Source organism: Bacillus sp. FSL K6-1000 (genome assembly GCF_038630785.1).
In the GTDB taxonomy this organism is placed as follows: Bacteria; Bacillota; Bacilli; order Bacillales; family Bacillaceae; genus Bacillus; species Bacillus safensis.
In genome coordinates, this window is the sequence record NZ_CP152042.1 from 3,081,874 (window position 1) to 3,103,166 (window position 21,293).

The 21,293-nt window shown below is 43.8% G+C and carries 19 protein-coding genes; 2 read left to right on the plus strand and 17 right to left on the minus strand.

Annotated elements, in window-relative coordinates:
- Positions 1-30: 30 nt before the first annotated feature.
- The 5 genes from MHI46_RS16125 to MHI46_RS16145 form a co-directional block, all read right to left on the minus strand.
- Positions 31-1,215, minus strand: a complete 1,185-nt coding sequence (locus MHI46_RS16125) for a phosphoglycerate kinase (protein WP_024426073.1) — start codon at positions 1,213-1,215, stop codon at positions 31-33.
- Between the two features lie 213 nt (positions 1,216-1,428).
- Positions 1,429-2,436: a type I glyceraldehyde-3-phosphate dehydrogenase gene (gap, locus tag MHI46_RS16130; protein WP_007500174.1), complete on the minus strand. Its 1,008-nt coding sequence runs from the start codon at positions 2,434-2,436 to the stop codon at positions 1,429-1,431.
- A gap of 31 nt (positions 2,437-2,467) precedes the next feature.
- On the minus strand, positions 2,468-3,505 hold the full coding sequence (locus MHI46_RS16135; protein WP_039181517.1) for a sugar-binding transcriptional regulator: 1,038 nt from the start codon (positions 3,503-3,505) through the stop codon (positions 2,468-2,470).
- A gap of 309 nt (positions 3,506-3,814) precedes the next feature.
- Entirely contained in the window at positions 3,815-5,188 is a 1,374-nt protein-coding gene (locus tag MHI46_RS16140; RefSeq protein ID WP_047203010.1) for an amino acid permease, read from the minus strand.
- A 138-nt stretch (positions 5,189-5,326) separates the two neighbouring features.
- Entirely contained in the window at positions 5,327-6,520 is a 1,194-nt protein-coding gene (locus tag MHI46_RS16145) for an ornithine--oxo-acid transaminase (RefSeq protein WP_039181526.1), read from the minus strand.
- A 209-nt stretch (positions 6,521-6,729) separates the two neighbouring features.
- Here MHI46_RS16145 and MHI46_RS16150 point away from each other — a divergent pair, with 209 nt between their 5' ends.
- The gene (locus tag MHI46_RS16150; protein WP_342502944.1) at positions 6,730-8,172 is read left to right on the plus strand and encodes a sigma 54-interacting transcriptional regulator; all 1,443 of its coding nucleotides are present in this window, start codon (positions 6,730-6,732) and stop codon (positions 8,170-8,172) included.
- Positions 8,173-8,199: 27 nt separating this feature from the next.
- On the opposite strand, the gene MHI46_RS16155 is transcribed toward MHI46_RS16150, so the two are convergent.
- Together MHI46_RS16155 and rpoN are read right to left on the minus strand one after the other, a co-directional pair.
- The gene (locus MHI46_RS16155) at positions 8,200-8,937 is read right to left on the minus strand and encodes a FadR/GntR family transcriptional regulator (RefSeq protein ID WP_039181531.1); all 738 of its coding nucleotides are present in this window, start codon (positions 8,935-8,937) and stop codon (positions 8,200-8,202) included.
- Between the two features lie 172 nt (positions 8,938-9,109).
- Positions 9,110-10,408, minus strand: coding sequence for an RNA polymerase factor sigma-54 (gene rpoN / locus MHI46_RS16160; protein ID WP_342502945.1), 1,299 nt, complete (start codon positions 10,406-10,408; stop codon positions 9,110-9,112).
- Positions 10,409-10,478: 70 nt separating this feature from the next.
- Here rpoN and yvfG point away from each other — a divergent pair, with 70 nt between their 5' ends.
- The gene (yvfG, locus tag MHI46_RS16165) at positions 10,479-10,694 is read left to right on the plus strand and encodes a protein YvfG (protein ID WP_024423509.1); all 216 of its coding nucleotides are present in this window, start codon (positions 10,479-10,481) and stop codon (positions 10,692-10,694) included.
- Positions 10,695-10,715: 21 nt separating this feature from the next.
- Here yvfG and MHI46_RS16170 read toward each other — a convergent pair whose 3' ends face one another.
- From MHI46_RS16170 to MHI46_RS16215, 10 genes are all read right to left on the minus strand, one after another.
- On the minus strand, positions 10,716-12,041 hold the full coding sequence (locus MHI46_RS16170) for an MATE family efflux transporter (RefSeq protein ID WP_039181536.1): 1,326 nt from the start codon (positions 12,039-12,041) through the stop codon (positions 10,716-10,718).
- A gap of 60 nt (positions 12,042-12,101) precedes the next feature.
- A complete protein-coding gene (nikE, locus tag MHI46_RS16175; protein WP_342502946.1) occupies positions 12,102-12,917 on the minus strand; it encodes a nickel import ATP-binding protein NikE in 816 nt (271 codons plus the stop codon).
- A 13-nt stretch (positions 12,918-12,930) separates the two neighbouring features.
- Positions 12,931-13,746, minus strand: coding sequence for a nickel import ATP-binding protein NikD (nikD, locus tag MHI46_RS16180; protein WP_342502947.1), 816 nt, complete (start codon positions 13,744-13,746; stop codon positions 12,931-12,933).
- A 4-nt stretch (positions 13,747-13,750) separates the two neighbouring features.
- On the minus strand, positions 13,751-14,584 hold the full coding sequence (nikC, locus tag MHI46_RS16185) for a nickel ABC transporter permease subunit NikC (protein WP_342502948.1): 834 nt from the start codon (positions 14,582-14,584) through the stop codon (positions 13,751-13,753).
- Positions 14,581-15,525, minus strand: a complete 945-nt coding sequence (gene nikB, locus MHI46_RS16190; RefSeq protein WP_039181545.1) for a nickel ABC transporter permease subunit NikB — start codon at positions 15,523-15,525, stop codon at positions 14,581-14,583. The genes nikC and nikB overlap by 4 nt, the downstream gene beginning before the upstream one ends.
- Positions 15,526-15,543: 18 nt before the next feature.
- Complete coding sequence (gene nikA / locus MHI46_RS16195) at positions 15,544-17,166, minus strand: nickel ABC transporter substrate-binding protein (protein WP_342502949.1); 1,623 nt, start codon at positions 17,164-17,166, stop codon at positions 15,544-15,546.
- Positions 17,167-17,315: 149 nt separating this feature from the next.
- A complete protein-coding gene (locus tag MHI46_RS16200; RefSeq protein ID WP_099663678.1) occupies positions 17,316-18,494 on the minus strand; it encodes a DegT/DnrJ/EryC1/StrS family aminotransferase in 1,179 nt (392 codons plus the stop codon).
- A complete protein-coding gene (locus tag MHI46_RS16205) occupies positions 18,494-19,180 on the minus strand; it encodes an acetyltransferase (RefSeq protein WP_059376652.1) in 687 nt (228 codons plus the stop codon). The genes MHI46_RS16200 and MHI46_RS16205 overlap by 1 nt, the downstream gene beginning before the upstream one ends.
- Positions 19,143-19,736 carry a sugar transferase gene (locus MHI46_RS16210; protein WP_059376661.1) on the minus strand — a complete coding sequence of 198 codons (594 nt, stop codon included), beginning with the start codon at positions 19,734-19,736 and terminating at the stop codon, positions 19,143-19,145. Before MHI46_RS16210 ends, MHI46_RS16205 begins: the two co-directional genes overlap by 38 nt.
- A gap of 20 nt (positions 19,737-19,756) precedes the next feature.
- A complete protein-coding gene (locus tag MHI46_RS16215) occupies positions 19,757-21,271 on the minus strand; it encodes an MATE family efflux transporter (RefSeq protein WP_059376651.1) in 1,515 nt (504 codons plus the stop codon).
- Positions 21,272-21,293 lie beyond the last annotated feature (22 nt).

The window sequence follows — 21,293 nt, forward strand, 5'->3', positions numbered from 1 at the left end:
GATTGACACTTCCTTATAGCAGTTTTGGTCTTATTTATCGTTTAATGCAGTAACACCAGGAAGTTCTTTGCCTTCCATAAATTCAAGTGAAGCGCCGCCGCCTGTAGAAATATGGCTCATCTGATCGGCAAGACCAAATTTCTCAACAGCTGCTGCTGAATCTCCACCGCCAATGACAGAATATGTATCTTTTGCTTCTGCCAGTGCTTCTGCGATTGCTTTTGTTCCTTTAGCGAATGCATCGATTTCAAATACACCCATTGGCCCGTTCCAGACAACAAGTTTGCTGTTTTTAATAACGTCAGCATACTTTTCTCTTGTCTCTGTTCCAATATCAAGTGCTTCTAGATCACTTGGAATTTCAGAGATTGGCACAATGCTTGTATTCGCATCATTTGAAAAGTCGTCGGCTACCAGAACATCTGTTGGAATCAGGAAGTTCACGCCTTTTTCTTTTGCACGGTCCATAAAGGATTTCGCTAAATCGACTTTGTCTTCTTCTAATAGAGATTTCCCTACCTCGTGGCCAAGTGCTTTCACAAATGTGTAAGCAAGTCCGCCGCCGATGATGAGGTTGTCTACTTTATCAAGAAGACTTTCAATCACACCGATTTTATCCTTTACTTTTGCGCCGCCGATAATCGCTGTAAATGGGCGATCAGGATTTGAAATGGCTTTTCCTAACACCTCAAGCTCTTTTTGCATGAGGAAGCCTGAAACAGCCGGAAGATAAGCTGCAATTCCTGCTGTCGATGCATGTGCACGGTGTGCAGCACCGAACGCATCATTGACATACACATCGGCTAAATCAGCAAATGCTTTTGATAATTCAGGATCGTTCTTTTCTTCACCAGGATAGAAACGAACGTTTTCAAGCACTAGCACATCTCCTTCTTTTAAGTCAGAGATTTGCTTTTTCACGTTGTCGCCGTAAGCTTCATCTGCTTTTTTCACTTCTTTTCCAAGAAGCTCTTGCAGACGTTTTGCCACAGGTGTCAGACGCAGTTCTTCAGTAACTTGACCCTTCGGACGACCCAAATGACTAGCTAGCAGTACCTTTGCGCCTTGTCCTGTTAAATACTCAATCGTTGGTAATGCTGCGCGGATACGAGTATCATCCGTCACTTCTCCGTCCTTCATTGGAACGTTAAAATCTACGCGGCAGAACACAACTTTACCTTTTACGTCAATGTCTTTTACTGATTTCTTATTCATGCTCGTCAGGAGATCCTCCTTTATTCTGGTTTCCTTACGCATTGGACAAGACTCTCTTTATCCTTTTCCCATTTTGCCCTCATCAAAACGAGAAATCGTGCAGAACGGATAAAAACAGAGAAAAAGGGAAAGGGATGCTTCCCCTTCCCTTGTCCGTCTTCATTATATCGTGTCTCTAGGAAAGAACCAAGTGAGTTCCTTCAGTGTGAGAAATTAAAGACCTTGTTTTGCAATGTAAGCTGCAAGGTCAACAACGCGGTGAGAATATCCACTCTCGTTATCGTACCAAGAGATCACTTTCACCATGCTGCCTTCCATCACCATTGTAGAAAGAGCATCGATTGTTGAAGAGTTTGCATTACCATTGTAGTCACCAGATACTAATGGCTCTTCGCTGTAGCCAAGGATTCCTTTAAGTTCTCCTTCAGCTGCTTCTTTAAGTGCTGCATTTACGTCTTCAGCTGTTACATCTTGGTTTAATTCAGCAACAAGGTCAACTAAAGAAACGTTAGGTGTTGGAACACGCATAGCGCCACCGTTTAATTTACCTTTAAGTTCAGGCAATACAAGTGAAACAGCTTTCGCAGCACCTGTAGAAGTTGGGATGATGTTTTCCGCAGCTGCACGAGCACGACGGTAGTCTTTGTGCGGAAGGTCAAGAATTTGTTGGTCATTTGTGTATGAGTGAACAGTTGTCATCATACCGCGTTTGATACCAAATTTATCGTTAAGTACTTTTGCAAATGGTGCTAAGCAGTTTGTCGTACAAGATGCATTAGAGATGACATCGTGGCTAGCTGCATCGTATTTGTCTTCGTTTACACCCATAACGATTGTGATATCTTCTTCGTTAGCAGGAGCAGAGATGATGACTTTTTTAGCGCCAGCTTCTAAGTGTTTCGCAGCGTCTGCACGTTTTGTGAAGAATCCAGTAGATTCAACAACGATTTCTACGCCTTGTTTACCCCAGCTTAATTTCGCAGGGTCACGCTCAGCTGATACTTCGATTGTTTTACCGTTCACTACTAAGTTTGTACCGTCTACAGAAACCTCTGCATCTAGTTTTCCGTGAACAGAGTCATATTGTAAAAGGTGTGCAAGCATGTTAGCATCTGTTAGATCGTTAACCGCTACTACCTCAACTTCAGGATTATTTAATGCTGCACGAAATACGTTACGTCCAATACGTCCAAATCCGTTAATACCGACTTTTACTGCCATGATGTTTCCTCCTTTTATAGGTCACAATGTTTTATATTGAGGGATCAATTGACTCCCTTAATAACTCTTTTGCGGCTCCTTCGTCTGTGACGAGAACCGTTCGGCGTGGTTTTTTGAAATAAGCTTCAATCGCCCCCGCCTTTGATGATCCACCTGCAACAGCAATGATGTGTGGAATGCTTTCTAGATCATCTAGCTGCATGCCGACGGAGTGCACTTTGTGTACGACCTCACCATCACGATTAAAGTAATAGCCAAAGGCCTCTGTCACTGCGTCATGCTCATCAATCTTTTTTAAATCTTCAGCTGGTGTATTTCGTCTCATCGCCATTGTTTTTGCTTCACCAATACCATGAATGAGCATCGTGGACGATTTAATCGTTTGAAGCACTTCTTTGACGGACGGCTCTTCAATAATGGAAGAGTATGCACCTTCTGACAGCTGTCCTGGAACAAACAGCAGTTTGTAAGTACCGGAAGCTTTTTCAGCCATGTGGGCACAAATGGTGTTTGCCTGATTTTTTACATTCTCCCCAAGACCGCCTCTAGCAGGGACAAACATCATATCGCGGTTTTTGGCATCAGGGGTCATCATTTCGGCAACGGCTTCCATCGTCGTTCCGCCAGTGACGGCGACGATATTATTTCCAGTAAACCTTTTTTTCATACATTGGACAGCAGCTCTTCCCATTTCTTGCTTCACCCACGGGGATTCGTCACTGTCACCAGAAACGATAATGACTTCTTCCAGGCCTAACTTTCTCTTTAATGTATTTTCCAAAAAGGTTAAACCTAAAACGTCCTTCATCATTCCTTCAAGCATTTCAAGCAAAGCGTGACCCTCACTCGTCAGCATCATGCCGCTCGTTTTGACATCCAGCAGATTTTGTTCTTTTAAAAACTGAACTTCAGCACGTAAGATACGCTCACTGAGACCAAGACTCGTCGCAAGACTTCTGCGGCCAATTGGTTCAGCTAATCTGATGTACTGCAAAATGTCGTAGCGTTTTTGCATAACAATGAGAAGATCTGGCAATAATTTTTTTTGAGCTTCCAATAAACGATTCATGGCTAACGACCCTTTCTTTTCACGTTGGACTAAAAACGTCCCACTGTGACAAAAAACGTCCCGCCACAGCCAAAAAAAATCAATCCCTGCTTTCTTTAATTATTTTAACAGGATAATCTTGCATTTTCAACTCTTAGAAACACATTTAGACAAAAAATAGACACATTTTCACCGAAAGCCTGCTTGTCATCAAGGTTCTTGCGATGATATTTCTTTTCAAAATATTTATTTCCCTTTATATAGAATGAATAGACGATTGAAAATGTGCATGCTGGTGATATCAGCATGCACATTTTTTTCAGGACCTGCTTATGTTTTTGTGATGGTTCCAAACTGTTTTGCCTCTTCCTTCGGTTTGATTTTAAGATAATAAATGATGTAGCAGGCGGCCATGAACGGGATTCCGCAATAAAGGCCGATCCGCTGATCCTCGATAAAAAATAAGCTGATGAGGACGATGCCAAATGCGATAAAGCCTGCTAATGGAACAAATGGATAGAGCGGTGTTCGGAAGACGAGATCCTTTACATCTCCGCCCTCCTTTATGAATTGTTTTCTAAAGAAATACTGAGACAAGCAAATGGACATCCACACCACAACAAGGACCATACCAGAAATAGAAATGAGCCATACATACACCGTTTTTGGTGCTACAACACTTGTAAGAAGAGATAGTGCAGATACACCCATTGTCACCAATAATGCATTGATCGGAATTTTACGCTTGGACAGTTTTTTCGTAAAGTCGGGTCCTTTTCCGTCTTTCGAAAGCGCCCAGAGCATACGCGATGATGCATATAACCCAGAGTTTGCTACAGATAAGACGGCTGTGATGATGATAAAATTCATGATATCTGCAGCATATGGTATGCCGACCTTGTCCAGCACGACGACAAACGGACTGTCAACGGTGCCTGCTGTCTGCCACGGAAGAAGAGCGGCCAGAACCGCAATGGATAAAACGAAGAAGACCATCGTTCTCCAAATAATATTTCGTATAGATCGCGGCAATGTTTTTTCAGGGCTTTCACTCTCTCCTGCTGCAATCCCTACAAGTTCTGTTCCTTGAAAGGAGAAATTGACCGTGACCATGGTTAATAAAATAGCAAAAACACCGTTAGGAAATAGTCCGCCATGATCCGTCAAATGACGAAATAGAGGGGCTGGTTCTCCATCTTTCAGATGAATCATTCCGAAAATTGCGCCAATTCCAATGATAATAAATAATAGGATGGCAGCGACCTTAATGGCTGAAAACCAAAACTCGGTTTCAGCGAAGCTGCGAGCTGAGATGGCATTCACGGCAAATAAAATCACACTAAATGCAAGACACCACAGCCAAACAGGGATATCCGGGAACCACCTTTGGAGCAAAATGCCTGCTGACGTAAACTCCAGTCCAATTGTACATGCCCAGCTAAACCAATAAAGCCAGCCGATCATAAAGCCTGTGGACGGGCCTATATATTTGGTTGCATACTCTTGAAAGGAACCCGCTGTCGGCATCGCCACTGCTAATTCTCCAAGACAGAGCATCACCAAATACATTAACAATCCGCCAATGATAAAGGAGAGAATGGCTCCCCCAGGTCCAGCCTGATGGATAATGAGTCCTGATCCAAGGAAAAGACCAGTACCAATGACGCCGCCTAAGGCAATCATAAAGAGATGCCTGCTTTTCATGGAACGTTCTAGTTCATTATGCTGTTCTTGCTTCAAATCCGCTTCCCCACTTTCACTCTTCTATTCATCATCCTTTGACAAAATTCGCTGTTCGTGGAAAGAGAAAGGGAGAAAGTGATGGTTCTCCCCCTTTGACATTTATGCTTGAAATAATGCTTCAATATGACCAATCGCCCAGTCTAAATCTTCTTTAGAAATAGTGAGAGGCGGTGCAAAGCGGATGACGGTCTCATGGGTTTCCTTACATAACAGTCCTGCTTGTTTCAGCTTCTCACAATAAGGTCTCGCAGCCTCTGTCAGCTCCATGCCGATAAATAATCCGCGGCCGCGCACTTCCTTGATAACAGGACTTTGAATGCGAGACAGTTTGTCTTTTAAGTATTCGCCAAGCTCCATAGAACGCGCTGCAAGGTTTTCGTCGATTAAGACATCTAGTGCAGCCAGCGACACCGCACACGCAAGAGGATTGCCGCCAAAGGTAGAGCCGTGAGACCCAGGGTTAAACACGCCTAATATATCGCGGTTTGCTACTACACACGAGATTGGGAATACACCGCCGCCTAAAGCTTTCCCAAGAATCAGCATATCTGGCTCAATGTCTTCCCAGTCGCATGCAAACATCTTGCCTGTTCGCGCTAATCCGACCTGAATTTCATCTGCAATGAACAGCACATGTTCCTGTTCACAAAGCGCCTTCGCTTCCTTCAAGAAGCCCTCTGGCGGCATGACAATTCCCGCTTCCCCTTGAATAGGCTCAATCAGAAAAGCCGCTGTTTGTGGTGTGATGGCTTCACGTAACGCTTCAATATCTCCGTAAGGAATCAGTTTGATGCCTGGAAGCATTGGACCGAAACCTCTTTGATATTCTGCTTCAGAAGAAAGGGAAACAGCCGTCATCGTTCTGCCATGGAAATTTCCGACGCACGCAATGATTTCTGCGCGATTGTCTTCGATTCCCTTGACGTCATAGCCCCAGCGTCGTGCTGCTTTTACAGCTGTTTCTACAGCCTCAGCTCCAGTATTCATAGGGAGTGCCATCTCTTTATTCGTCAGTTGACAAATTTTCTCATACCATGGTCCAAGCTGATCATTGTGAAAAGCTCTTGAAGTCAGTGTCACACGGTCTGCCTGTTTTTTGAGCGCCTCAATAATGCGGGGATGGCGATGGCCTTGGTTCACTGCGGAATACGCACTCAGCATATCCATATATCGATTGCCTTCAGGGTCTGTCACCCAAACTCCTTCAGCCTCTGAAATCACAATTGGCAGCGGATGATAGTTTGCCGCACCGTATTGTTCCGTTTGTTGAATCAATTCATTTGTCTGTGTCATCGTCTATTCCTCCTTCTATAAGCTAGCCTTTTTCAAATTAGGTTCATCTACACACATATGATATGCAAGGATTGTGCCAACTTTCTGCCTGCATCATGGCGCTGATTGTAAAGGCTATTCATGCAAAATATATTTGCACCTGCAAATTTTTTTAGAGGAAACCGCAAAATTTTTCATGTAAAATAGAGGTAACGTCTGGAGGTGCCGCAATGAAAGAAGATTCGTATACTGCAAAGCTGGCAAATGAGATTGATCTGTATAAGCAAATGCTCGATTTAATAGATGTCGGGGTTCATGCAATTGACGAGAATGGCAATACTGTTGTTTATAATAAAAAAATGATGGAGATTGAGTCTTTGAAACGCTCTGATGTTCTCCATAAAAATGTATTAGACCTCTTCGTCTTCCAAGACGAAATGCACAGTACGCTCGTCCAAGCGCTGCGCACTGGGAAACAAACCGTTCATGCAAAGCAGACGTATCATAATTACAATGGAAAAGAAATCACAACGATTAATCATACATACCCGCTCGTTCGAGATGGCCTCATCCAAGGAGCGGTTGAAATTTCGAATGATGTGACCAAGCTGGAACGGCTGATTCACCACAATATGAAGAAAAAAGGAAGCACACGCTTTACCTTTGATTCCATTATTGGACAAAGCCCTGCGTTTTTAGAGGTGATTGAGCATGCAAAACGAGCAACACGCACCTCTTCCTATGTGCTCATTGTGGGAGAAACAGGAACAGGAAAAGAACTATTTGCTCAAAGCATTCATAACGGCAGCAGCCGGTCATCTGGACCATTTATTACCCAGAATTGCGCGGCACTGCCTGATAATCTCATTGAAAGTCTGCTCTTTGGTACACAAAAAGGGGCTTTTACCGGCGCAACTGATCAGCCCGGTTTATTTGAACAGGCGCAGGGTGGTACACTTCTGCTTGATGAGATCAACTCATTGAATCCTGGTCTTCAAGCAAAACTGCTGCGCGTATTACAGGAGAAGCGGGTGAGAAGGTTAGGCAGCACAAAAGAAATCGCCGTTGATGTAAGAGTCATTGCCAATATGAATGAGGACCCTGTAGATGCGATCGCAGGCGGACGCATGCGCAAGGATTTATTTTATCGGCTAGGTATTGTCACCTTATTTATTCCGCCGCTTTCTGAGCGAAAAGAAGATATTCCTACGTTTGTCAGTCATTTTATTCAAAAATATAATGAGCTGTTTCAAATGGAGGTGAAGGCGGCTGATGAAGAGGTACTAGCCCTTTTTCAAGCGTATGATTGGCCGGGGAATGTACGGGAACTGGAGCATGTGATTGAAGCGGGGATGAATATGATGATGGATGAGGATTACTTAAGCATGCATCACCTTCCATATCATTTTAGATTTAAACATAGGGAAGGCCGTCCTGCAGCGCAATTACAGACGAATCCTTTGCAGCATACCGCAGCAGCTGACACGTTTATTTATACAAGCCCAGAACATACGACTGATTTTCAAACCCAAATGGAACGATTCGAAAAACAATACATCGTCCATTACTTAGAAAAAATGGACGATAATATTTCACAGACTGCAAAGATATTGGGCATGAGCAGGCAAAGTCTGCAATATCGCATGAAGAAACTGCATATTTCTCGTTCATAATAGAGCTGTGCCCTCATTCGGCACAGCTTATTGTGGTTCTGACTGTCCTGCCGGTTCTTGACTCACATCACTCAGCAGTTTTTCTACATTTTTTAAATGCGTGAGCATCGCTCTTTCTGCTTCTTCTGGCTGTCTTGCCATAACAGCTTTGTAAATGTGTTCATGTTCTTTGTAAAGCTGCCGAATGGAGGCTTTCTTTGAAAACAAGACGACTTTTCTCGTTTCCCGCATTGTTTCTACCAGCAAGGTGGAGACCTGATTCATTAACGCCTTTAATAAATCATTCTTTGAGGCTTTGGCTAAAGCGAGATGGAAGGAGAGGTCTGCCTCTTCACCAATTTCTTTATGCGCTTCTGCTAGTTTCATTTGTTCGAGTGCCTCACGCAGCTGATGAAGGTCATCGTCCGTTCGCAAAAGCGCTGCCTTTTTGACAGCACCCGTCTCAATAATGGTTCTTAATTCAAGGAGTTGCGTGATATCATGCTGCTTCATTAAAAATGCAGGAGACAGACTAAATGTGAGCTGCTCAGGATCGAACTGCTTCACATACGTGCCTTCCCCTTGTTTCATCTCTATTAATCCGATCGCTTTAAGAGCAGACAGTGCCTCTCTTACAGCGGAACGGCTGACTTGAAAGCTTTCTGAGAGCGCTTGAACCGAATCTAATTTTTCCCCTGGAAGAAGCTCACCTGTACGAATGGATTCAATTAATGCATCCGCAATTTCTTCATATATTTTTTTCGTTTTGATTTGTTTATATTTCAATTGGTCTCACCTCATCACTGTTGTCTATCCCTATCGGCTCATGCCCTATCTTATACTTTACCCCAAAATTTCAGATCACACGTCTCCCCTCTTTAATTTTCAAGAAATCTTCGGGCTGCCTTGCTTTCAACAAAAAAAGAAGCACGTGCCATGTTCTGGCAAGTACTTCTTTTTAATCGTAGCGCTTCCTCAGCGTTGAGGCTGGGAGATTCATTTGTTCGCGATATTTTGCAATGGTTCTGCGCGACACGCGGATGCCAAAGGTTTGCTGAAGCAGCGTCATGATTTGCTGATCTGAATACGGCTTTTTCTTATTTTCCGTTTGAATGAGCTCTGCAATATGCGTTTTGACTGTGTAGCTGGACGCCTCTTCTAGCGAATGCCCTTCTAATTTTGCTTGGAAAAATTGTTTCATTTCCATGAGACCATAAGGGGTTTGCACCATTTTCCCTTTTACAGTACGGCTGACTGTTGACTCATGGACTTGCAGTATATCTGCGATCCGCTTCATAGTAAGCGGTTTCATTTTATGTTTCCCTGTTAGGAAAAAATCCGTCTGATGTGAGATAATCTCTCGAACGACATGAGTCATCGTTTGCTTTCTTTGCCTCAGCGCTTGGACAAGCCAATTGTACTGCTGCTCTTTTTCCTTTAAATACGTGTGTGCTTCGTGCCGCTTTTGGTCTTGAATCATGGCGAAGTAGCCTTCATTCATTTCAACGTCTGGAAAAGCGCGCTGATTTAGCTCAAATGTGATGTGATCCTGCACCACAGTAATCGTCACATCAGGCTCGATATACACATGCTCTTCATCAGATGAGAAATGAAGGCCTGGTCTTGGTTCAAGCTGAGACACTTCATCTTGTACCGCTTGGAGTGTTTTCATTGAAACACCTGTTTTCGCCGCAATTTCCTTCCAAGCCTTTCTGGCAAAAAGAAAGAAATGCTCTTCGATGATCAGCTCAGCTTCATACCAGCGCTCCTTTTTTCTTCGCAGCTGAAGGAGAATGCATTCCTGCAATGATCTTGCGCCAATCCCGGCAGGCTCTAGTGATTGCAGCTGATGAAGGATGGCTTCTACTTCTTCAGCTGGCACCTTTAAGACAGCTGCCATTGCGTCGATCGGTTCATTTAGATAGCCATTGGAATCAATGGACTCAATCATAAAATGAAAGATTCTTTGATTCTTTTCACTTAAATTCAAATCAATCGCCTGTCTTTTTAAAAACATTTGCAGGCTTTCTTTTTGATGCGTTCGATACGGCTCTGTCATTCGTTCTTGTGATTTTTTATGATAAACTGGTTGATAGCTGTCCGTGTCTTTCCGCTCAATCAGAGGGTTCTCAAGCGCTAACTGGTCAAGATACTCGCCGAGCTCTGCGCAATTCAGCTGCAGCAGCGTAATGGCCTGCCTGAGTTCTTGTGTGAGCACCTGCTTTAATACCTGTTCTTGTTGCAGTTTAAGGCTCATTGTCTCCCCTCCCTCTCATCATTTTACATGAAGATTGACGGACCGTATATACGAAATAGGAGTGATTTCTATGTCTGAACTTTTTTCCGTTCCATACTTTGTCGACAACTTGAAACAGCACATCGCCATGAACCAAAATGAAGACAAAGTTCATGCGATGAATGCCTATTACCGCTCAGTGGTGTCAACGCTTGTTCAAGACCAGCTGACCAAAAATGCGGTTGTATTGAAGCGAATTCAGCATCTTGATGAAGCCTATCAAAAGGTGAAAAAAGAAAGCGAATGAACGAAAAAGAACACCCTTTTGTCAAGATGACAAAGGGTGTTTATCATATGCAAAAAGCTTCTGATCCAGCCTCGATTTATACATCATTAAAAAGCCAGACCGCCCTACAGTATAGATAATAAAGGCAAACCATAGGCCATGATTGTGCCAAATGGGCGTGACCACGGTTTGAACGACGATAAACAAAATCATTGCAAACAGCATCGAATTTCTAACAGGGGCAATTTCTGTCGCACCTGTAAATACGCCGTAAATGACCAAACCGAAACAAGCCGCAAACGGATAAAGTACAAGCCAGTCCGCATAGCGTAATGTCACGTCAAGCAGCTGAGGGAGATTTGTAAACAGGCTCAATATCGGCTCTTTTAATAGAAAATAAACCGCCGCAATGACACATGCCATAACAAGTGCCCACTGCCTTGAAAGGGTTAAAGTTTTTTCATAAAGAGAACGGTCATTTGCACCAACTGACCGCCCAACAAGGATGCTGGACGCATTGGCAAAACCATCGAACAAATAAGCCATGATGTAGTGAATTTGAAATAAGATAGCATTAGCTGCCAGCAGCTCCGTACCAAAAGAAGCCCCTTTTGCCGTAAACATGTTGATGACCACTAGCAGACAGATCGTCCGGATAAACAAATCTTTATTCACATGAAACATTTTCTGCACTGCGTGAGTATCCATGATTTTCTTAATGGAAGGCATCTGGAATCCGTTTGACGAATGCTTCATGATGATCCATGCCCCTAACACAAAAGCGGTTAGTTCAGACATCAATGTCGCAGCCGCAACTCCTTTGACCGCAAACGAAAACACATGAACAAGCAGAAATGCAAGCGCCATATTCATGACATTGATCAAGATTTGTAAAGAAAGGGCTTCTTTCATTTTTGCCATCCCCATCAGCCAGCCCAATATGACATAATTCATTAAAGTAAAAGGCGCTCCCCAAATGCGAATATGAAAATAGTCTGCGGCAAATTGACGGACATCAGCATCAGGAGAGATCACTAGAAAAGCAGATTGAATAATCGGCCATTGCAGGGCAATAAAACAAAGTCCGACGATGATGGCGACGAAAAAAGGTCTTAGAAAAGCAAGAACACCCTGCTCCTCATTCTGCGCCCCGTTTGCCTGGGCGGCAAAAGCAGATGTACTTACCCGCAAAAAACCAAACAGCCAATATAATGTACTGAAAATGAGACTGCCGACCGCAACGCCTCCAATATAAGCAGGATTTGCGAGCTGACCGACAACCGCTGTATCAACAGCTCCAAGTAAAGGAGTGGTCATCGTTGAAATCGTTAAAGGAATGGCCAAAGCTAAATACGCTCGATGGTTCACGACGCCACCTGCCTTTCATGAAAAATAGCCTCTTCTCAAAGAGGCGTTGATAATAAAGCTTTACCGAACCGGTCTGCCAATCGTTCGTGACAAAGGATGGTCTGCGAGCATTGCATCTCTCATTTTCCGCACCGCTTCCTCTTCTGATGAAAAGAATTCTTCCTTTGATTGAAATTGGGCGACAAGCTTTCCTTGATCAAGAATCGCCAATTGATCACTTAAGTGATAGGCTGCTGTCATATCATGTGTAATAAATAAGTAAGCCACACCCAGCTCCTTTTTTAATTCTACTAATAAATCTAAAATGACAGCCTGTGTGACCATGTCTAAGCTGCTGACAGATTCATCAAGTACAATGAGCTTTGGCTGGAGCAATAAAGCTCTAGCAATGTTGATCCTTTGCAGCTGGCCGCCGCTGAATTGGTGCGGATATTTAGACAAATCTTTTTCACTGAGCCCGACTCTTTCCAACCAATGAATCAGCACGTTTTTACGTTCCTTTCGGCTCATGGTTTCATAGTTTTCAAGCGGTTCAGATAAAATTTGTTCAACTGTCCATCTTGGATTTACCGCCGAATAGGAATCCTGAAATACCGCTTGCACATGCCGGCGAAAATGCTTACGTGTTTGCTGATCTGCACGATAAACATCCTGACCTTCAAAAAGAACCTGTCCAGCTCTTGGTTTCTCTAAACCAAGTATGATGCGGCCAAGTGTACTTTTTCCTGCACCGCTTTGTCCCAGCAGTCCAAGGCAAGTGCCTTCTTCAATTGTCAAATCGACGCTTTTCAAGACAGGGGCTGCGCCTTTATTTCTCATTAGAAACGACCGGCTGTTGTATGCATGACTGACTGCTTTCACTTCTAATAAATGCAAGGGCCTTCTCACCTCAAATCGGGCAAACAGCTGGGATGGATGGACGAGCTGCTAATAGTTTTTTTGTATAATCATGCTTTGGTTGTTCAAAAAGTTCAAGAACTCCTGCCTTTTCCACAATTTCTCCTTGTTTCATGACGACAACTCGATCTGCCATTTCAGCAATGACACCAAGATCGTGGGTAATGAGTAAAATGGCCGTTCCATAATCATGACGAATTTGGTTCAGATGCTGAAGCACCCGTTTCTGATTGTGTACATCTAAAGCAGTTGTCGGCTCATCTGCAATGATGAGGGGCGGGTGCATACAGGCAGCCATGGCGATCATGACACGCTGCAGCATCCCTCCGCTTAATTCAAAGGGGTATTTGTTGAACAGTTCGTCTGGCTGCGGCAGATTCATTTGTGCTAATGCATCTATTGCCTGTGCTCGTGCCTGCTTTTTACTAACAGCAGTATGCCGGCGGATGGTTTCAACCAGCTGATGGCCGATTGTCCATACCGGCGTAAAGCTGTTCATTGGATTTTGCATAATATATGAGATGTCTTTGCCTCGAATGGACCGCATATTCTTTTCACTTATACCGATCAATTCTCGTCCCTGTAATGTGATACTGCCAGTGACTTCAGTTGTTTTTCGATCAAGCATACGTAAGATCGACATACTTGTCACTGTTTTCCCGCAGCCGCTCTCACCAATTAATCCAAGGATTTGACCGCGCTCTACTTCAAACGATACTTCTTGAATAAGAGGAGTTGTCCCTTGAGGTGTTTTCGTATGCACATGCAGGTTCTCTATTTGTAAAATGGGCTCTTGCACATTGATCATTCCTTTACACACGGCGTTTGATACCATATTTCTCTGAAAGGGATTCTCCTAGTAAATTAAACAGAATCACCACAGTCATGATCACAAGACCTGGATACAGCATCAACTGTGGATTCGTTTGAATATACGACTTCCCTTCATGAATCATTGCTCCCCATTCAGGCATAGGAGGCTGAACCCCTAATCCGAGGAAAGACATCGCAGAAATGTCCATAATCGCCCAGCCCATTTCGAGTGTTCCAATGACCGCTAAAGGCGGCAGGACATTGGGGATCATGTGCTTCCTCATGATATTCCAGTGCGAGGTACCACTGATTTTTGCAGCTGCAATAAAGTTCTGTTCTTTTAAACTGAGCACCATTCCACGGAAGACGCGGGCATAATACACCCATTGCACAAGCATCAAGGCAAGTACGACTTGAGAAAGTCCCGGACCGAAGATACCGACTAATCCAAGGATCAGCACCAGGTTTGGAAATGCCATGACACCGTCACAGATTCTCATCAAAACATGATCAATCCAGCCGCCTTTGTATCCTGAAAACAGGCCGACAATTAAACCAATGAATAACGAAGAAAGAAAGATTAATAACGCACAGCCGAGCGAAACACGCGCACCATATAAAATACGAGATAAATTGCACCGCCCTAATTGATCTGTTCCAAGCGGATACTCCCATGAAGATCCCTTTAGCTTCATCGCTAGATTGACAGCTGCCGGATCATGCGGAGCGATCCATGGCGCACATATTGTCACAATCAGCAGGAGACCGAGCAGCAGGGCGCAGATCGAGATCATCTTTTGATGAGAGAAGAGATGTTTTACTTTTGTCATCATTGCTGGCGGCCTTCCTTTCTAGAAATACGAGGGTCAATGATCAATTGAATCAAGTCAACCATCAAGCTGCTCAAGATAAAAATACAGGCTGACATGAGGACATAAAATTGAATGACTGGCAAATCACGGTTAAAGATCGCTTCAATAAAAAAGCGGCCAAACCCTGGCCATGAGAAAACGGCCTCTACAATAATGGTTCCGGTTAACAGCTTGCCGAGGTTCACCCCAAGTCCGGTCAGCATCGGCGATATCGCAATTCTGAACACATGCTTGAACATGATCGATTGTTCCTTCAATCCTCTCATTCTCGCATATTGAACGAAAGGTTCTTGAAGCGCCTCACTCACACTTGAACGTAACAGCCTTGTATACGTAGCAATTAAAGGGACTGCCAGTGTGATCGACGGCAGGATGAGATGCGCCCATGTTCCGACCCCTTCAACTGGTAAAAGGTCGAGCTTCACTGAAAAAAAGAAGATGAGCAAATACCCCAAAACAAACGTTGGGATAGATGCTCCTAAGAAAGAAATGAGCCGGCTCACATGATCAACGGCACCATTTTTCCTCATGCCGCTGAAAAAGCCGAGCGGAATGCTGACACAAATAGCGATCAGCAGACTGGTCAGTGCCAATTGAATCGTTGCCGGTATTCGATACATCACCTCATCAACGACAGGCTGATTGGACATATACGACCGGCCGAAATCAAGATGAATGACTTTTTCAATGGTATGAAGATACTGCATATAAAATGGCTCATCTAAGCCAAATTCACTTCGTTTTTGCGCTAATATTTCATCCGTAGGCTGGATATGAGCCGCTGCTAAATATGCCTCAGCCGGGTCAACTGGCGAAAGGTGAATCATACCAGTTGTGAGCAGTGTGGCTAATAAAAATACAGGAATAATTGATAGCAATCGTTTGACGATATAGCGGCCCATTTCCTTACCTTCCTTCTGTTACTTCAGCTTAATGCCTGTGAAAGGATGTTCATCACGATTCGCAGGGAACTCAAAGTCCTTCACAGCTTTTTGATAAACGGCTGTCTTTTTAAAATAAGAGATTGGCACAATTGCCCCTTGATCCTGTAAAGAGGATAAGACAGACGAATACAGTGCTTTACGTTTCTTTTCATTTGTTGTTGATGGAATTTCCGTCATTTCTTTGATCAGCTTTTCCTTATTTGGGTAGGCTGAAATGGCTTCTTTGAATCCAAATCCATCTGATGAGAGAACGTTCATAAACGTATGCGGATCATACGGCGCTCCGTAGTTGCTAAAGAAGTTCATATCAAACTTATTGGCTTTAAAGCGCTGAACCTGTGTGGCCAAATCCACACCCTCAAGCTTGACGCCGACACCAACTGCTGCCCATTCTGCTTGCAGCGTTTCTGCCATCGCTTTTTGAATCGATTCTGCCGAGTCATACATCATGCTGAACTCAAGCTTTTTCCCATCTTTTTCACGAACGGATTTTCCTTTTGGAAGTGTCCAGCCCGCTTCATCCAGCAATGCTTTGGCTTTATCCACATCATATTTGAAAGACTTCACCTGAATGTTTGACGTATACGGCATGTTTGTCGGCAAGATGTGATCTGCTTCATCCTCTAAACCAGAAGTGACCCCTTCTACCATTGATTTTTTATTGAAGGCATATTGAAGGGCATGACGCACTTTCTCATCTGAAAGCTGATCCACTTTTGTGTTCATGACAAGCTGTCTCGTTGCAACAGGCTCTGACATTTTCGTTTCATACTTGCCGCTTGCCTCTAGCTGTTTGTAGGAATCAAGGCTAATGGTTCCTTCTCCGTAAAGTAGATCCACATCACCTTTTTCAAATGCCATGACTCTCGTTTCCGCATCTGGGATAACCTTTACCTTGATTTCTTTTACCTTTGGTTTTTCTCCCCAATAATGATCGTTTCGTTCGAAAATAGCATAATCATCTTTCTTATATGTTTTTAAAATCCAAGGGCCTGTCCCCACTGGTTTTTCAATTCCTTTTGACGTATCTCCGTTTTTAGGGAAGCCTGCTTCACCTAAGAAACGAACTGGACGAACAACGGCTAATTCTTGCACAGTTGGATAATATGGTGCTGTTAATGTGAGTTTAAATGTCTTTTTATCAACGGCTTCTGTCTTTTTGATTTTCTTAATGACACCTAACCAGCTATGTAAATCTTTATTTTTTAAAATCGTATCAAAGTTCTTTTTAACAATATCCGCATTAAATTCAGAGCCATCTGAGAATGTTACTCCGTCTCTTAAATGGAACGTATACACCTTGCCATCCTTTGAAACATCCCATGATTTCGCTAATTCTGGTTTCAGCTTTCCATTCTTTTGATAGCTCACCAACGGCTCATAAATCATTGATTGTGCAAACAATTGTGATGGGTTGTATACGTGTGGATTCATTTCACCAATATCTCTTGGCCACGCCATAGTGATCATGTCAGGGTGATCCTTGTTTCCATCCGCTCCATTGTTTGTTTGAGAGCATCCTACTAATAAAAAGAAAATAAGCAGGAAGGGTAACACAGTATTTATTTTAATTTTAGGGAAATAATTCCAAATAGTCATAAGTTGCTCCTCCTAATTGATGCTGATAATCATTTTCATTTTAAGGAGGAAGGGAGCCCTTGTCAATATCATATTTGAAACGAAATGACAATACTTATTCCTAATTATTCCACAAAATGAGGAATTTGATAGAAAGAGAGGAAGGCTGCTTACGAATGAGCAGCCTGTGAAGAGGTAAATGTTTTTTCTCGCAGCATGTCATGAAGTATATGGATGATACGCTCCTGATCTGCATCTGTCATGCTCGTTCCAGACGGGAGACAAAGCCCCCTCTCAAATAACAGCTCGGATACAGGCGTCCCTTTTTCCGCAGTATAAAAAGGGCAATGACGAAAGAGCGGCTGCTGGTGTAGCGGCTTCCATACATGCCTTGCTTCGATTTGTTCTTTTTCTAAAGCAAGAATGATATCTGCTGGAGACAATTTTGTATCACGATCAATGGTCAATGCCGTCAGCCAGCGGTTGGATTTCGTTTCTTGATATTCTGGCATCAAATGAAGACCATCCGCTTCTGATAAAGCGTCCTGATAACGCTGGAAAATGCGGCGCTTTTGATCAACACGCTCGTCCAACACTTCCATTTGAGCAATCCCGACCCCTGCTAAGAGGTTGCTCATACGATAGTTGTAGCCCATCTCTTGATGCTCATAGTGCATGGCTTGTTCTCTGGCCTGTGACGCAAGAAAGCGGCATCGTTCAATCGCAGCCTCATCATCACTCACAAGCATTCCGCCCCCTGATGTTGTAATGATTTTATTTCCATTAAAAGAATAGATACCGAACCTGCCCATTGAGCCGCTTTTCCTTCCTTTATACAGCGCACCTAACGATTCAGCCGCATCCTCAATGACGGGTACATCATATGCTTCACACAGAGCCATGATTTCGTCCATTTTTGCACTTTGCCCATATAAATGGACGACAATGACCGCGCGAGGTTTTTTACCAAGACGTTTTGATTCAACAAAGGCTTTCTCTAAAGCAAGCGGGCACATATTCCACGTCTCCCTTTCAGAATCAATAAAAACGGGCGACGCTTGTTCATATAAAATCGGATTTGCCGTTGCAACAAACGTGAGGGTGGAACAAAAGACAATGTCTTCTTTTTGTACACCTATCAGCTTTAAAGCAAGGTGAATCGCCGCTGTTCCTGAGGATAAAGCCGCGCCTGTCTTCACTCCTGCATAGTCCGCTACTTTCTGCTCAAATTCATTCACAAGCGGTCCAAGCGGCGCAATCCAGTTGCTCTTGAAGGCTTCCTCTATTTTGAGATACTCTTTTCCGCTCATATGCGGAGGAGATAAGTAAATTCGCTTCTTTTCTTTCATCACTTTCCACCTTCTTTCCGATCTTTGATTTCCATTGCAGGAATTCCTACCGCAACCTTCTGATCATGTATATCTCTTGTCACTGCTGCTCCAGCGCCAATGACCGTCCAGCTTCCAATCGTTGTACCCGGTGTCACGACGGCACCTGCCCCAATATGTGCACCCTCCCGCACGGAAACACCGCCAGTCAGAACCGCGCCTGGTGACAGGTGCACAAACGATTCGAGTATGCAGTCATGCTCCACGATAGATCCTGTATTCATAATCGCATGCTCACCGATGGCTGCATCTGCTTGTACCACTGCCCTTGCCATCACGACAGTCCCCCTTCCAATGACAGCTGACGGACTTATGACCGCCTCTGGATGAATGAGTGTGGCGTACGCTGTGTTTTCAAATGAGAGGCGTTCCTTCATGAGCTGTCTGATCTCATTTTGTCCGATCGCAATCAGCCATTTCATATGTGGCATGGTCTTTCTCAGCTGCTCACTCATGTATATCGGTCCATACAAAATCCCGCTTTGAGTGACCACTTCTTCAAATTGATCATCTAACACCGCACATAATGAGTAATCGGAATGTGCAGAAATGAGATCTTGGATGACTTTGCTATGTCCTCCAGCCCCAATTAAACCAATGGTTTGCTTCTTACATATCGGTTCCTTTGAATTTTTCAGCTGTGGCATGATCCGGCTGCTGCACCCCCTCTGTTTTCATGACTTTCAGCAAGGTCATCCATAGAATTTTCATATCGAGCCAAAACGATTGATGCTCGACATACCAAAGGTCATAGGTGAATTTCTCCTCCCAGGAAAGCGTGTTTCGGCCGTTCACCTGTGCCCATCCTGTTATGCCGGGCTTTACAAGATGACGCCTTGCTTGTTCTTCTGTATACATAGGCAAATACTCCATCAAAAGCGGTCTTGGCCCGACGAGACTGAGCTCTCCTTTGAGTACATTGACAAGCTGCGGCAATTCATCAAGACTAAGCTTTCGAATCAAGGCGCCGGTTTTTGTTAAACGCAGATGATCTGGCAGCAGCTCCCCATGTTCGTCGCGTTCATCGGTCATTGTCCGAAATTTATAGAGCATAAAAGGCCTACCATACAGACCAGGCCGCTTCTGCCGAAACACCACAGGCGTTCCAATTTTCCATCTAATGAGTCCATAGATGAGAAGAAAAAGAAAACTGCCTGCGATGAGCAGCGTCAATGCCACCATCACATCGATCATTCTTTTCATCATTGCATCTCCTTTTCATATTAGCGGGAGACCGCATGTTTTACCTTACGCATCAGCTGCATCCGCTCTCGTTTCGTTCCTGCAAACACATACAAGTAGCCCATATAGAGAATGAAACAAAGCCCGCCAATACAAAACAGCTCCCACCATGAAGTCACGTTATATACCGCTTGAATTCCTGCGCAGACGCCCCAAATAAATAGCGCTCCTGCAAGCGGAACCAGCGTATGCTTGTAAAAGATAGTGCGTTTCTGATTCGTGATGCTAGCCGTATAAAATGGCAGAAACACAATATTTTTGATCAATAAAACCATTGCCCCCGCTGATGCAATGCCATATAAACCGAGCTGCAGCATATGAGTCAATCCATAGGCAAAAAGCACATTAGACACACCTAATATAAGGGTGACAACCGCAGGAACTTTAAAACGATTAAACACGGTTGGCACATATGTGAGCGGTAAAAACATCAAGGTCAAACATAAATAAGCCGCATGAATCATGAGAAGCCATTTCAGCTCCTCAAAAGCAGGGCCAAGCCATAGAAGCATGAGCGGACCAGCGAGACCTCCTAAAAGCGCGGCTGGGAACGCAACAAATAAGCCGCTCCACTTAATAGCATTTGCAGCATATTGAATAAGTCCCTCTTTGTCCTGATTCGAATAAAATTTCGTAATTGTTGGTGCAAACACAACGGCCAGTGTTCCTGCCAGTGTGCGTAATAATAATGGAAACTGTAAAATCGCCGCATATTTGCCTGTCGCTTCAGCTCCAATGAGCAAGTTGGTCATCAATAAATCAATTTGTAAAAACAACAAAATCCCCATTTGCTCAAATGAATGCCAGACCCCTGATCGAACAAGAGTGAGACTAGACGATAATGAGACATGCCGCCACTTAAACGAAAACCAAGGGATGAGTTTTTTAAAATAATAGATACCGATTCCCATAGCCGCTAAGCTTCCAATGACGGCCGCAAGTGGAATATGCCAAATGGCTGGTGTCGTCCATGTAAACAGGATGATAATCATCAGTGCTCTCAGAAACATTTGAATTGCCTGTCCAACACTTGATACATAGAGCTTATTCGCATAAAACGGTGCAGCCCCAATGCCAGACATGACGAAATTGAGCATAAATAAAAGACCCCCTAAAATAAAGGCGGTCTGTGTGTCTTTTGCGAGATGATCGGGCACATGAAGCCACTCAACCAGCTGATGAGATATGAAAAGACAAAGCAAAAAGAGACTAATAGATAGTAAAAACGAACTGACGAAATAGGAAGCGAGATAGCGCTGCGCCTTCTCCATCTCTCCTTTATGAGCCGCCACAGAAAAAAAACGCACAACAACCGCACTTAACGAAGCGGTAATGACCGATAAATAGTTGATCATATTTTGCGTCAGATGGATTAAGCCGAATGCTTCCACTCCAAGCGTATGAACAATATAAGGTGTTAAACAAACAGACATGAGCATCATCAGGACAAATGTGATTAAGTTCGCACTGGCATTATAAAGAAACGCTCGATTCATTGTGCTTTCACGCAGCGTTTAA